Origin of the sequence: Lacisediminihabitans sp. (assembly GCF_043726815.1) — a bacterium.
Lineage (GTDB): Bacteria > Actinomycetota > Actinomycetes > Actinomycetales > Microbacteriaceae > Lacisediminihabitans.
Genome location: NZ_JAYSJZ010000103.1, coordinates 1 through 13,635, shown reverse-complemented (window position 1 = coordinate 13,635; position 13,635 = coordinate 1). Strand labels below are relative to the sequence as shown.

10 protein-coding genes are annotated in these 13,635 nt (G+C 68.0%); 5 read left to right on the top strand and 5 right to left on the bottom strand.

The window, feature by feature from the left end:
* Position 1: 1 nt before the first annotated feature.
* Both ACHZD8_RS15155 and ACHZD8_RS15150 read left to right on the top strand, forming a co-directional pair.
* Entirely contained in the window at positions 2–937 is a 936-nt protein-coding gene (locus ACHZD8_RS15155; protein WP_394771260.1) for a carbohydrate ABC transporter permease, read from the top strand.
* Positions 934–1,758, top strand: a complete 825-nt coding sequence (locus tag ACHZD8_RS15150; protein ID WP_394771259.1) for a carbohydrate ABC transporter permease — start codon at positions 934–936, stop codon at positions 1,756–1,758. Before ACHZD8_RS15155 ends, ACHZD8_RS15150 begins: the two co-directional genes overlap by 4 nt.
* A 12-nt stretch (positions 1,759–1,770) precedes the next feature.
* On the opposite strand, the gene ACHZD8_RS15145 is transcribed toward ACHZD8_RS15150, so the two are convergent.
* From ACHZD8_RS15145 to ACHZD8_RS15130, 4 genes are all read right to left on the bottom strand, one after another.
* Positions 1,771–2,697 (bottom strand): AAA family ATPase, encoded by a 927-nt coding sequence (locus ACHZD8_RS15145; RefSeq protein WP_394771258.1) that lies wholly within the window; start codon positions 2,695–2,697, stop codon positions 1,771–1,773.
* 83 nt (positions 2,698–2,780) lie between these two features.
* Positions 2,781–6,203 carry a TM0106 family RecB-like putative nuclease gene (locus ACHZD8_RS15140; RefSeq protein ID WP_394771257.1) on the bottom strand — a complete coding sequence of 1,141 codons (3,423 nt, stop codon included), beginning with the start codon at positions 6,201–6,203 and terminating at the stop codon, positions 2,781–2,783.
* 154 nt (positions 6,204–6,357) lie between these two features.
* A complete protein-coding gene (gene mgrA / locus ACHZD8_RS15135) occupies positions 6,358–7,383 on the bottom strand; it encodes an L-glyceraldehyde 3-phosphate reductase (protein ID WP_394771256.1) in 1,026 nt (341 codons plus the stop codon).
* Between the two features lie 54 nt (positions 7,384–7,437).
* Positions 7,438–7,629 (bottom strand): DUF1918 domain-containing protein, encoded by a 192-nt coding sequence (locus ACHZD8_RS15130; protein WP_394771255.1) that lies wholly within the window; start codon positions 7,627–7,629, stop codon positions 7,438–7,440.
* Positions 7,630–7,729: 100 nt separating this feature from the next.
* On the opposite strand from ACHZD8_RS15130, the gene ACHZD8_RS15125 reads away from it, so the two are divergent.
* Positions 7,730–8,416: a phosphoribosyltransferase gene (locus tag ACHZD8_RS15125; protein ID WP_394771254.1), complete on the top strand. Its 687-nt coding sequence runs from the start codon at positions 7,730–7,732 to the stop codon at positions 8,414–8,416.
* A gap of 55 nt (positions 8,417–8,471) precedes the next feature.
* A complete protein-coding gene (locus tag ACHZD8_RS15120; RefSeq protein ID WP_394771253.1) occupies positions 8,472–10,601 on the top strand; it encodes a transglycosylase domain-containing protein in 2,130 nt (709 codons plus the stop codon).
* Between the two features lie 106 nt (positions 10,602–10,707).
* On the opposite strand, the gene ACHZD8_RS15115 is transcribed toward ACHZD8_RS15120, so the two are convergent.
* Positions 10,708–12,216 carry a DUF222 domain-containing protein gene (locus ACHZD8_RS15115; RefSeq protein ID WP_394771252.1) on the bottom strand — a complete coding sequence of 503 codons (1,509 nt, stop codon included), beginning with the start codon at positions 12,214–12,216 and terminating at the stop codon, positions 10,708–10,710.
* 90 nt (positions 12,217–12,306) lie between these two features.
* Between ACHZD8_RS15115 and ACHZD8_RS15110 the strand changes: the two genes are divergently transcribed.
* Positions 12,307–13,602 carry a hypothetical protein gene (locus tag ACHZD8_RS15110; protein WP_394771251.1) on the top strand — a complete coding sequence of 432 codons (1,296 nt, stop codon included), beginning with the start codon at positions 12,307–12,309 and terminating at the stop codon, positions 13,600–13,602.
* Positions 13,603–13,635: the final 33 nt, after the last annotated feature.

Here is a 13,635-nt window from a genome sequence, read left to right as displayed (position 1 = left end):
CATGCTCCTGGCAACCACGAACCGCACCGCACCGGGCGCGAGCACCACTCGCGCCCGGTCCGGTCGCCGACCGCGCGTGCAGTGGAAGGCCTACCTGTACGTGCTGCCCGCCTTCGTGGTGTTCGCGGTGTTCCTCGGCATCCCCGTGCTGCAGACGGCGCAGTACTCGCTCTTCGAATGGAACGGCATCGGGCCGTCCACCTGGGTTGGCCTGAAGAACTATGTCGACCTCTTCACCGACGCGAAGCTTCGGGACTCCTTCCTGCACGCCGGGGTGATGATCTTCTTCTACTCGGTGGTGCCGGTGACCCTGGCGCTCGTGCTCACGGCCGTCATCTCCCGCGCCGCCCACCTGCGGGGCATGTCCTTCTTTCGAACCCTGCTCTTCCTGCCCCAGGTGGTCTCGTCGGTCGTGGTCGCCACGACGTGGATCTCGATCTACTCCCCCGAGGGCCTCGCCAACCAGCTGCTGCGCGCCATCGGCCTCGGCTCGATCACCCGGGCGTGGCTCGGCGACTTCGACACCGCCCTTCCGGCAATCGGCCTCATCGGCAGCTGGCTCGGAATCGGGTTGTGCCTCGTGCTGTTCCTGAGCGGCGTCGCCAACATCCCCCGGGAGCTGTTCGAGGCCGCACGCATGGACGGCGCCGGCGCTGCTCGCGAGTTCTTCAGCATCACCCTCCCCGCCCTGCGCGGCCAGATCGCCGTGGCCCTCACTCTGACCGTGGTCGCGGCGCTCAAGACCTTCGACCTCGTCTACGTGACCACCAGGGGAGGGCCGGGAAACAGCACATCGCTGCCCGCCTTCGAGGCCTACAACCGGGCATTCACCACCGGTCAGGTCGGCTCGGCGGCGGCTGTCGCGATCGGGCTGAGCGTGCTCATCCTCGTGATCACCGCCGTCATCCAGAAGATCCAGCCGGAGGAAGTCGAATGAGAATCGCTCGCCGGGAGGCCGTGCTCAACTACCTGGTGCTCGGAGTCTTCAGCCTCTTCGCCGTCGTGCCGATGGTGGGGGTGCTGCTGTCGGCGGTGACCCCGACGACGGATCCGCAGGCCGGCTTCCACCTGCCGTCGAGCATCGACCTCGGCAACTTCGTCGAGGCGTGGAATCGCGGCCAGTTCTCCACCTACCTCCGCTCGAGCCTCACCGTGACGATCTCCGTCGTGATCCTCACGAGCATCCTGAGCATCTTCGCCGGATTCGCCTTCGCGCGCCTGCACTTTCCGGGCAAGAACGTGCTGTTCTTCCTCCTGCTGGCCGGACTGATGCTCCCCGCCGAGGCGTTCATCATCCCGCTCTACTACGACCTGCGCGGGGCCGGCCTCACCGACAGCTATTGGGCCCTGATCCTGCCGCAGACCGCCCAGTCGCTCGCCTTCGGGGTGTTCTGGATGCGCAATCAGTTCCGCACCTTCCCGGGCGAGATCATGGAGGCCGGAAAGATGGATGGCGCGAGCGACCTGCGCGTGCTCTGGCGCATCGTGGTTCCGCCGTCGGTGCCCGCGATCACCACGATGTGCCTGCTTGTGGCGATGTGGACGTGGAACGAGTTCCTGATCCCGCTCATCATGGTCTCGAGCGAGAATCTGCGCACAGCGCCCCTCGGCCTCGCCTTCTTCCAGGGGCAGCACATCACCGAGTACTCGCTTCTCGCCGCGGCGGGCACGATCGTGGCGTTGCCGATCGTGCTGCTCTACTTCTTCCTGCAGCGCCGGTTCATCTCGGGCATGCTCAACGGCATCTCGAGTCGCTGATCGCGCCCGGCGTCAGTCCGGCGGGAACGGCACGTCGATCGCCTGGCGGGCGAGCAGGGCCTCCCCGGCCGCAGTGACCGAGACCAGCACGGGTCCGGGCGCCCGGCGCAGCAGGTCCAGGATTCGCGCGGGGTTGGCATCGGCGTAGCGGTCGTGCGCGTTCCGCACCTCGGATCGTCGGCCGAAGAGCGCGTCCGCCTCGTCGAAGAACAGGATGGCGCCGCCGCGATCGGCGCGCTCGAACAGCCCGGCGAGGTTGTGTTCGGTCTCGCCGATGTACTTGCTCACGACCTGGCCCAGGTCCACCTCGAGCAGCGGACGCCCGAGCGTCGTCGCGATGGCGGCTGCCGCCGCGGGCTTTGCCGCGGCATCCGCGCCGGACAGCACGGCGATCACTCCGGGGGCGGCGACGGCGGTGAGGTCGGCGATCGAAGCGGTGGCCGACCGCACGCCGACGGTGCTGAGGTCGACCGTCGCGACGATCACGAACGAGAGGCGAATTGCCGCGTCGGAGGCGATCCAGAGCGCGGTGTGCTCGACGATTCCGAGCGAGGTGGTGCTGAGGCGAACCTGCCGAACCATGCCGGACGCCAGGGTCACGGACATCACCGGGTTGTTCTCCACCGCGGCCCGCGACGCCCCGTAGAGCACCTGGCTGGAGGCGTCTGGATCGCTCTTGTGTGCGGGGTACGCGGTGACCAGGTAGCGCAACTCGGTGCCGATGACGACGCCGGGGCTGTCGGGTTCGCCGCCGGCACGGTAGCGGGTGGGAGCGTCCTGGTAGAGGAACAGGTTGACGGATGCCCCGGATTGGCCGGCCCGAGCGGCGATCGGCATCCGCGCCGTGACCTCTGCCGGGGCCGTCGTACCGGCGATGAGGTGGGAGATGCCGGCGGTGACGGCGGCGATGGTCTGCCCGTAGTCGGTGAGGTGAGCCATGCCCGATAGTAGCCCCGAGCCGTGCCCCTTCGCTCGGCGGCGGAGCACGCGGGGCCCGTACGGCGGGCTACTCGGTGCGCGCGCTACTCGGTCCGCGGCGTGGCCGACGGCTCCACGAGGGTGATGAACGCGCTCAGTCGAGCGACCCCCTCCGGCGTGGGCGGCAGGTATTCGGTGAGCGCCGGCGAATAGACGAGGTAGGCGGCCCACTGCGCGCGGGAGATCGCCACGTTGAGCCGGTTCGCCAGCAGCAGGAACTCGAGTCCGCGGGGCACGTCGTCCGCTGAGGACGCGGCGAGCGAGACGATCGAGACCGCGGCCTCCTTGCCCTGGAACCGGTCGACGGTGCCGACCGGCACATCCCCCAGCCCGGCGGCGCTCAGGGCCGTGCGCAGGAGCGCGACCTGGGCGTTGTACGGGGCCACGACGATCACGTCGTCCTCGGCGAGGCGCGCGGTCGTGCCGCCGCTCGACCACGGCCTGCCGATGACGTTCCGCACGAGAGCGACCACGGCATCCGCCTCTTCGATCGACGAGGTCGAGTTGTCGACGTGGGGCACGGCCACCGGGTGCAGGCCGGGCTCGACCCCGTCGAGGCGGCGGTCAGAGGGGTGCGAGAGCAGCTTGCCCTCGTAGGAGAGCGCGGACACCGGCGCGCACACCGCGGCATGCATGCGCCAACTCGTGTCGAGAAAGTAGCCGAATTCGGGCGGCAGCACCTGGTGCCCGTCGGCGAGCCAGCCGAGCGCAGACACGTCGACCGGTTCGGGATGCGTGCCCTGGCTCACCTGCGGAAGCTGCTGCGGGTCGCCGAGCAGAAGCAGGCGCTGCGCCGACACCGCGGCGGCGATGGTGCTGGCCAGCGAGTACTGCCCGGCCTCGTCGACCACGAGCAGGTCGAGCGAGCCGCGCGGCACCGAACTCGCGTTGCTGAACGTCCAGGCCGTGCCGCCGATCACGAAACCGCCGGGATGCCCACCGAAGCCCGCGACGGTGCCGTCGGTCGGACCGGTCCATGGCACCTCGACCTGCTCGTCGCCGGCCTTCGGCTTCTTGCCGATCAGCTCGGGGTCGAGGCCGGCCTTCACCACTCCCTCGAGCATGTTCTGCACCGACGCGTGGGACTGGGCGACCACACCGATGCGCCAGCCGTGATTGGCCACGAGATCGGCGATCACCCGCGACCCGGTGAAGGTCTTGCCGGTGCCGGGCGGACCCTGCACCGCGAGGTACGACCGGTCGAGCTCGAGAAGGGTGGCCAGGATCGCCGACGTCGTGTCGCCGTCCGTGACGGGAAGCAGCGCGCCCCGGGGCGGCACGCGCCTCAGGATGTCCAGGGCGGCATCCGGCACCATGCCCGGCAGGGCGTCGAGGACGTCGCGACCCCACTCGGAGATGGCGCCGACCTGGCTACCGGGGTCGGGCGGGGTCGCCGGGGTGAGGGCCACGGGCAACTCCGCGTACCGCGGAGCGCCGCTCTCGAGCCGCTCCTCCACGAGGAACCCGGCCTCGCCCAGATCGTCGACGATTGTCGCGCGGTTGTGCGCCGAGCGGGATCCGGGTGCCGAACTCCGGGCGATCGGCGGGTACGGCGCGTCGTAGAGCAGGAACGGCTTGCCGCCGACCCCGAGCGAGCTGCCAGGGGCGAGCGTGCCGGTGAGGCGCAGCAGGCGCCGGTCGGAGCGCTGCCGGCCCTCGCGATACCAGTCCCGTTCGACGCGGGCCGACGAAACGACGAAGACGTCGCGCGTGTCCGCCCAGTCCTCGACGGGGGTCGCCAGCCGGTTGAAATGATCCCACCAGAAGCTCTTGAGCTCGCGTCGGTGGTAGTCGATCGCGGCCGAGGCGAGGGCGAGGGCGGTCTGGTCCGTCGTGCGGTCCACCGGTGACGTGCCGGAGAGCAACTCGACGAGTTCGAGATACACGCGGTCGGGCTCCCGGGCCGGAACGTCCAACTCGAGGTCGCGAGGGGTCGCGAGCGGCACGGCGTTCTCGGTGGCGCGCGCGAGGAGCCAGTCCCGCAGCCGCAGCGTCGAGACGCAGTCGTACGCGTTGTAGCGGGCGATGTCGTCGAGAACCGCGGCGGCCTCGGCCTGCTCGCCCGCATCCCGAAGCTCCTGGTAGTGCACGTATTCCGCAATCGAGTCCGCCGCGTTGTCAACACCTTGACGGGCTTCGTCCATGTAGAGGGGCTCGAGCTTCTTGAGCGAGTAGCTGCGGCTGCCGATCCTCAGCGACTGCTTGACCACCGGGTAGAGGTCGACGAGCACGTTGTTGCGCAGCAGGTCGTCCACGGCCTCCTCCCCCACCCCGTGGCGCGCGGCGAGCGACAGAAGGTGGGTGCGCTCGTACGCGGCGTAGTGATAGATGTGCATGCCGGGGTGAGCGGCCCGACGCGCGGTCACGTAGGCGAGGAAGTCGTCGAGCGCTCGACGCTCCTCGGCGAGGTCGTGCGCCCAGAACGCGCGGAAGGTGGTGTCGGCCTCGATGAGACCGAACAGGTAGTCGAGACCCCACAGTGGGCCGTCCTGGTAAAGCGGGTCGCCCTCGAAGTCGAAGAAGATGTCGCCGTCGTCCGGCGCAGGGAGCGCCGCGAGGGCGAGCGGGTTGATCACCGTCCAGGCCGGCGCGGCGCCCGAGTGCGTGTCGAGTTGCAGCGCGGCCTGTTGCCTCAGGGCGGCGAGGGTCGAATCCGAGATTCCGTCGACGAGCCCGGATGTCGCGGCCAACGCGTCGATCGTGGTCACCCCGGCGGCGCGCAGCCTCGCCCGCTGGCTCACGCGAAGGCCGGCGACCAGGAGCACGTCCCGGGTCGACTGCACCTCGGCCGCGCAGGCATCGCAGCGCCCGCAGGCGGCGTCGCGCGGGTCGCCCCACCGTACGGGTTCGCCGGCGGCGAGACGCTCCTCGATGATCGTGCCGAGAAGCGCGCGGCGGCGGCGGTACACCGGCAGGATGTCGCCCAACCGGTGCGTGCTCACGCTGCCGTCCCCGAGAAGCAGCTCCACGGTGTCGCTCACCGGCACCCCCACCCGAGCGAGTTGCTCGGCGTAGGCGGCGAGCTGCAACAGCGCGGTGACCTTGGCGTGCCGGGCGAGCTTGGTGTCCTGCACCCGGTATCGACCGTCGGCGGTGCGCACGATGAAGTCCGCGAACCCGACGAAGCTCCCGTCGAAGAAGGTCGCCTGGAATACGACGTCGGCGCCGCTCGCGAAGGCAGCGCCGGTGGCGGCGACCGCCGCCTCGAGCGACCCGGGGTCCCTGAGGTCTGGTCGCTCCACCTCGACGACTCCGGCACCGAATCTCTCGCGACACGCCTCCAGGACTCGCAGTTCGTGCGCGTCGCCGAGCCGGGAGGTGCGGGCGAGCATCGCATCCGGCACGACGTCGGGGGCCTCGATGCGGCCGAGGCGCACGTCGATCGCCCGGGCGAAGGCGAACTCGCAGCTGGAGGCCGAGGTGAGGTCGCTCGCGCTCGTGACGACGGTGCCATCGAGCACGAACATTGCAGACTCCCCCTGGTGTCGGGCGCGGGCCGATGCGGGGCCGCTCGAGCCCTACAGCGGGCCCGTGGATGAAGACTAGCCCGGGCGTGCGACGCCGGGCCGGACTACGCCGGGCCGGGCGACGGTTCGCGCCCTCCCTGCGCCGGGCGCGGGATCAGACCGCGCTCGACTCCGCCCACAGGTTGATGCCCATGTCCACCGCGTGCTCGTCGATGGCGGCGAGCTCTTCGGCGGTGAAGGTCAGGTTGCTCACGGCAGCGAGGTTGGCCTCGAGCTGCTGCACGGACGACGCGCCGACGAGCGCGGATGTCACGCCCGCGTTGCGCAGAGTCCAGGCGATGGCGAGTTGGGCCAGGGTCTGGCCGCGGTCGGCGGCGATGTCGGTGAGGGCCCGGATGGCGGCCAGGGTGTCGTCGTTGACCATGCTCTTCTGCAGGGAACCCTCGCGCGCGGCTCGCGCGTTCCCCGGAATGCCCGCGAGGTAGCGGTCGGTGAGCAGGCCCTGGGCGAGCGGCGAGAACGCGATGCAGCCGACCCCGAGCTCGCCGAGGGTGTCGAGCAGGTCGTCCTCGATCCAGCGGTTGAACATCGAGTACGAGGGCTGGTGGATGAGTAGCGGACTGCCGAGATCGGCGAGGATCGCCGCAGCCTCCCTGGTGCGCGCCGGCGAGTACGACGAGATGCCGGCGTAGAGCGCCTTGCCCGAGACCACGGCGGAGTGCAACGCGCCCATCGTCTCCTCCAACGGGGTGTTCGGATCGGCACGGTGCGAGTAGAAGATGTCCACATAGTCGATTCCGAGACGCGCCAGCGACTGGTCAAGGCTCGCGGTGAGGTACTTGCGCGACCCGAAGTTGCCGTACGGGCCCGGCCACATGTCGTAGCCCGCCTTGGTGGAGATCACCAGTTCGTCGCGATACGGCGCGAAGTCGCGCCGCAGGTGCTCGCCGAAGTTGGACTCGGCGCTACCGTATGGCGGCCCGTAGTTATTCGCGAGATCGATGTGGGTCACGCCGAGGTCGAAGGCGCGACGCAGGATCTCTTGCTGGCGCTCCATCGGAACGTCGTGTCCGAAGTTCTGCCAGAGGCCGAGGGACACCGCGGGCAGTTGCAGCCCGCTTTGCCCGGTGCGGCGGTACGGCATGGAGTCATAGCGGGAGTCGGATGCGAGATAGGTCACCCATCCATACTGCCCGAGCGACGACCGTGCCGCGCTCCTCTGAGGAGTGTTGGTTTAGGTGTGTTGGTCGTGCGCGATCTCGAAGTCCGAACCGGGCTGGATCACGCTCTGGTGGCCATCGTCGAATCGGATCACGTATGGCGGCCCACCGCCCTCGCCCCGAACCTCGATCACCTCGCCGTGTCGATCCGGCGACTCCACCGTGCGACCCCGAATCACGATGCGGTCACCTGTTTTTGCCTGCATTGCCAACACCTCCAGACTGTCAGGGTACGCCGGAGGCCGGTCGGCTCCACAGGGCCTTTCGACCTTTGCGGCGTTGGTGGCACGAGCACAAACTTGGCACATGGCCGCCATTTTCGAGGATCGTTCCGACGCCGCAGCGCACCTCGCGCGCGCCCTGGCGGACTATCGCCGCTCCGACACGGTGGTGCTCGCAATTCCCCGGGGCGGCGTGCCGGTCGCGCGCCGTGTCGCGGACGCGCTGGGGGCACCCCTCGGCGTGATCAGCACCCGCCGGTCGCGTCGTCCGTCGGAGTCCCCCGCGACGCCGCCCTCGGGCGGGGATCGGCCACGGGAGCCCGCCGGCGGCCTCGTTCTCTCCGATGCTCGGGGTCTCTCCGGGGCTCCGGATCTCCCCGGCGATCGGGACCTCACTGGTGCTCGGGTGATCATCGTGGACGATGGCGTGGCAACGGGCGCGACCGCCCGGGTCGCCTGCCGCACCGCGCGCCGACACGGCGCCCTCGAGATTGTGCTGGCGGTGCCGGTCGCTCCGCCCGACTGGACCCGCATTCTGGCGGGCGAGGCCGATGCCTTCGTGGCGGTCGCCACCCCGCATCCGTTCTGGTCGGTGGGCCAGTGGTACACCCGCTTCGATCGGGTCACGGACGCCGACGTGGCGGCGTGCCTGGACACGGCCGCACCAGAATCTGGGCGAGCCAGTGCCGCTCGGGCCGACTTTCGCGTACAGTGCGAATCAGCAGTCGGACACGGTGAACAGCACACCCCGGGGGGCTCAGATGGCAGCTAACTCGCAGCTCGAGTTGCGGTGAGATCGAATGAGTGCGCCCGCCCTGCCTTCACGGTTGCCACCCTCGATCGGCACGGTGTCGGTCACCGACTTCGACTCGCGGATCGGCGTGTTCGGCTCCGCGCTCGGCTTCCTGTTCTTCAGCCTTTTGGCGGGTCTGCTCGTCGCCTCGCTTGCCGTGCCGTCAATCATCGTGGTGAGCCGCGGGGCGAACTTCGCCGTCGGTTATTTTGACGCCCTTCCGGACTATCTCACCCTTGATGCGCAGTCCCAGCGCAACACCATTTACGCCAATCGTGACGGCCAGCCAGTGCCGATCGCGAGCATCTACGACCAGAACCGCGAGGTAGTGGGCTGGGACGCGGTGTCTCAATACCTCAAGGATGCGACGGTGGCCGGTGAGGACCGGCGCTTCTACCAGCACGGCGGGGTGGATCTGAAGTCGGTCGTCAGGGCGGCCGTGGGCAACGTCGTCCACAAGGGGATCACGAGTGGCAGCTCCACGATCGCGATGCAACTGGTGAAGAACACCCTCATCCAACGCGCTCTTCAGATCGAGGACCCCCGCGTGAAGAAGATCGCCTATCAGGCGGCGATCGACGACACGCTCAACCGCAAGGTCCGGGAGATGAAGCTCGCGATCGGGCTCGAGAAGCGCTATTCGAAGAGGGAGATCCTGCTCGGCTACCTCAACATCGCTGGCTTCGGCGGAACCACCTACGGCGTGGAGGCGGCCGCGCAGAAGTATTTCAGCGTGAGTGCGAAGGACGTGACCCTCCCGCAGGCGGCGAGTCTCATCGCGATGGTGCAGCAGCCGAATCTCCGCAACCTGAGCAGTCCCGACCTCTACGCGGCGAACAAGGTTCGGCGCGATTTCATCCTGGGCGACATGCGCGACCTCGGCTACATCACGACCACCCAGTTCCGTGAGGCGGTTGCGACGCCGATCCAGCCCAAGCTGCAGGGGCCGAGCAACGGCTGTCTCTACGCGAGCGACGCCAAGTTCGCCTGCGACTACGCGCAGCGTCTCGTGCCCACTCTCGACGCGCTGGGTCCGACCGAAGCCGTGCGCAAGGTGGCCTGGGCGCGAGGCGCCTACAAGATCTACCTGAGCATCGACCTCAACCAGCAGGATGTGGCCCAGCAGGCCCTGAATGCGAGCGCGCCGGCGACGGAGACACGCTTCGCCCTCGGGGCGTCCGCCGTCTCGGTTCAGCCGGGGACCGGCCGCATCCTGGTAATGGCGGAGAACAAGGAATTCGACAATTCGGGCGCGGGAAGCGGCTCCACGGCGACCGCGGTGAACTACAACACCGACAGGAACTTCGGAGGCTCGGCGGGGTTTGCGACCGGGTCGACCTACAAGATCTTCACCCTCACCGAGTGGTTCCAGCAGGGGCACACCCTCAGCGAGGTGGTTGATGGCACCGTGCGGCCGTTCCCCATGCAGAGTTTCAAGGCCTCCTGTGCGCGCTTCTCGGGCAAGCCGTATGCGCCGAAGAATGACTCGCCTGGCGAGGGCGGCCCCTGGACGATCGCCGCTGCCACCAACGCATCGGTCAACGTCGCCTTCATCACGATGGCCCAGAAGCTCGACCTGTGCCGAATCCGGGCCGCGGCCATGGCGATGGGGGTGCACCGGGCCGACGGGCGCCCCCTCGACGTGTACCCGTCCGCGACGATCGGAACCAACGAGATCGCCCCGCTCTCGATGGCGGGGGCGATCGCCACCATCGGCGCGAATGGCACATACTGCGCACCGACGATCGTCGACAAGGTCGTCGGGCCCGACGGCAAGGAGGCTGCGGGGCAGCCCAGACAGTGCTCGAAGGCGATGGAGCCGAACATCGCGAGCACGGTCGCCTATGCGCTCTCCGGAGTGATGAAGGCGGGGACCGGGCGGGCAGGCAATCCGGTGGACGGTGTGCCGATCGTGGGCAAGACCGGTACAACCAACTACGCGGATCAGAACTGGCTGATCGGCACCACCACCAAGGTGGCACTCGCGGTGTGGGTGGGCAATACCGATGGCGGGCAACGCAACCTGCGGCACATCACTCTCGCGGGCACCAACGGCTACAACACCAAGTTCAACATCTTCCGCACCACCTTCCGCTCGCTCGACACCAATCCGGAGTATCGGGGCGGGGCATTCCCCGCGCCGGATCCCGCCCTCGTTCGGTAGTCGCCTTCGCGGGTCCTCACCTCGTCCTCGTGGGGTGACCGGTGACCGGTGACCGTTGACCGGTGGCCGGTGGCCGGTGGGCCGACACCCTGCCCGACACACGGCCCTAGAGCCGCCCGACACCCTGCCCTGCGCCGGATGTGCCTGCGCCGGGGCGCAGGTCCCACAGGTCGGGATTCTTGCTCGGGAGGGGAATCCTCACCTGGATTGGGTCGACGCTGCGTGGCGGGACAAGCCAGTAACTTCCGCCATCACGAATAATTTCCCAACCGTTGTTGTGCACGAGGAGATGATGTCGGCGGCAGAGAAGCACGCCATCGGCCACGTTCGTCTTGCCGCGATCTCTCGCCCAGAAGTCGATGTGGTGGGCTTCGCAGTAGGAGGGCGGCCTGCCGCAGTTTACGAACAGGCAGCCGCCATCACGAACAGCCAGGGCTATGCGTTGCTTGCTGGTGAACAGCCGCTGGTCACGACCGACATTCACGCACTGACCCTCGTCATCGAACGCGACGGGGACCGCGCCCGTGTCGCACAGGTACCGTTCCACGGTTGCGATCGAAACCGGATCCAGCACTCCCTCGATTCGGCCATGGCCCGGGTGCGGGGACGAAGGGGAGCTTCGCCTCGCGGTCTCCGAGCCCCTCGTCGGATCGTCCGCCGCCGCGAGTATGGCATGGTCGGTGACGATGATCCGAACGCTGGGGCGACGGTGACCGACCATCGTGGCCGGGTTGACTTCGAGCGCACTTCGAAAGAGATCGAAGAACGCGTCGGCCGCAATCTGCTCGTTCGTGCGCGAGTCCGCGAGCAGGGCCGTCGCCTCCCGTTGGTCGGCCGGATCGGTGAATCGCGGCCCGCCCCGGCGCGGCCCGAGCGCGCCGTGGTACCAGGCGAGCAGCGGTTCGCCCTCCTCGGGATGGGCGACCAGGCTGGTCTGGATCATCCCGTCCCGGCGCGTCCACAGGCGCATTGACCGCTCGCCGTATTGCCGGGCCTCGCGCCCGGAAATGCCCGCCTCATCGATCCGGTCGCGGATTTGTCTGGCGCGCCGGTACATCTGGTCGGCGTTGCGGGTGGCGGCATCCAATACAAGGCGTTCGCAGGCTTCCCGCAGAACCGGTTGGGGAACCCGATCCGCCACCTCGCCGAGGATCGTTCGGATGGCTTCGGCGGCATCGAGCGCCAGAGTGCCGTCCGCGACCGCATGGGCGATCGGCGAGTGCCAGGAAAGAGAAGACAGCGGCCAATCGGAGTCCGCGGCCAGTGACGTCGCGGTGTCATCGGCCTCGTGGCTCTCCGCCATGAGCAGGCCGACCTTGACTAGTTTCGAAGCCTCGGAGCGAGACGACCCGGACAACGACTGGATGAGCTCCTCCGGGCTGAAGAAGCCCTGCCTCTGGGCCAGTCCGGCGTAGCCGAGCTCGTGGGCGGATCTCCGCGCCAACTCCCCCGCGAGCCAGGCTCCGTGAATGTCGACCTGGTTTTTCAGCGCGCTGTGCCGACGCTGAGCCTCGAGCAGAGTGGCGTCGTCAAGCCCCGCGAGATCATCCGGGCATGAGCCCAGTTCGGCGACGCGGGAGGCCGCTCGAACCAGTACCGATGGGGAGGATTCCATGACCCAATTTTCTCACATTCGAACATAGATCAGCCTTACGATTCCAGTGAGATAGCCATAGGGTGATCCCATGAGTAGGCCGGACTCGATGTGAGCGTCGACGTCATGCCCTGCTCGCGTGGGCATACGGGTACTCGCATCGTCCGCGATGGCATTCAGCGCATGGGCGGCCGGGAGAAACAACGCTGGCGCTGCATCTCTCCAGAGGGAGTACACCACCGATTCCTCGGTCCGTTGAGTAGGCCACGCACGGTCGACGGCACTTGTGAGGAGTGCGAGAACCATCTCCACGCGCACCAGGGCCCGCAGGCGCCGGCGGAGTTTGAGTACCTGGTGAAAGAGATCGCCGCCGCGCTCGTCGACCTCGGCCGCGGATCCACCTACACGGATGCCGCTAAACGGGTTCGTGCGCAGGCCAACTACGGCAAGACCGCGAAGTATCGCGAGGTGATCAACGGTCAGACGGTCGCGGAGTGGATGGCTGACTTCGTGCCCGTCGTCTCCCGGCGGTGGAGGCCGACCGAGTGGCCTGCTGTTCTCGTCCTGGACTCGATCTCCTTCCGGTGGACCGACCACTCGACCACTTCGAAGAGCAACCTCATGCTCTACTCGATCCTCGCCGCGTACGGCTATGACAAGGACGGCAAGAACGGGCGGCTCTGGAAGCTGGAAGCCGCGCCGTCCGGTGACGCATCGAGCTGGGCGGACTTCCTCGGGGCCTTGCCGGGCAAGCCCGAGTCGATCGTCTGCGACCAGGACAAGGCCATCGGCGGCGGCATCGAGAAACACTGGGGTATGTGGGCCGCGGTGAACCTCGTTCATCACTGCGAGTACCATCTCAGCGCCCGTGGCACGAGCCGGATGAACAGCGACAAGCTCGACCGCGAGGATCCCGCGCGCCTGCTTTTTCATGGCGCTCTCAAATCGCGTGAACGCTGGGATGCCTTCGAAGCCGAGGTGCGGAGCCGGCCGGAACTGCTGAACTCAAACAACTGGCTGGACCTCAACGCGATCAAGCTGAGAGTGCAAACCTTCACCCGTGAAAACATCCCACCCGTGTACTCCAACAGCGCGGTCGAGCAACCACTCCGCGATTTCCGCAGCGCCTTGGAAAGCCGCGTCTATTCGTTCCGCAACCGGGCCAGGCTCAACAACCTCCTCGAACTGATGCGCCTGTCCTATCAGAAAGTCGACCGGGTCGCCGGGTACTCCACGGACATCCGCAGCTACCTCGAAGCACACAACGGCAGACCCAAGCGGAGCTACCGGGAGGCCTATGACCCGCAGTTCGATGGGGCCGGAACCCAGCAGTTCAATAGTCTCTGGGGCGTCTCGGCACAGATCGCCATCCGCGAAGCGCAGATACGAAAGAAGGGTTCTTCATGACCGAGCGAGGAAGAGTTCCGTCAGTTCCGCTCG

What these genes read in the sequence shown, in the direction of transcription:
- ACHZD8_RS15125 (WP_394771254.1), top strand. Translation starts at nt 7,730, where the DNA reads ATGGCCGCCATTTTCGAGGATCGTTCCGACGCCGCAGCGCACCTCGCG.
- ACHZD8_RS15150 (WP_394771259.1), top strand. Translation starts at nt 934, where the DNA reads ATGAGAATCGCTCGCCGGGAGGCCGTGCTCAACTACCTGGTGCTCGGA.
- ACHZD8_RS15155 (WP_394771260.1), top strand. Translation starts at nt 2, where the DNA reads ATGCTCCTGGCAACCACGAACCGCACCGCACCGGGCGCGAGCACCACT.
- ACHZD8_RS15145 (WP_394771258.1), bottom strand. Translation starts at nt 2,697, where the DNA reads ATGGCTCACCTCACCGACTACGGGCAGACCATCGCCGCCGTCACCGCC.
- ACHZD8_RS15130 (WP_394771255.1), bottom strand. Translation starts at nt 7,629, where the DNA reads ATGCAGGCAAAAACAGGTGACCGCATCGTGATTCGGGGTCGCACGGTG.
- ACHZD8_RS15115 (WP_394771252.1), bottom strand. Translation starts at nt 12,216, where the DNA reads ATGGAATCCTCCCCATCGGTACTGGTTCGAGCGGCCTCCCGCGTCGCC.
- ACHZD8_RS15140 (WP_394771257.1), bottom strand. Translation starts at nt 6,203, where the DNA reads ATGTTCGTGCTCGATGGCACCGTCGTCACGAGCGCGAGCGACCTCACC.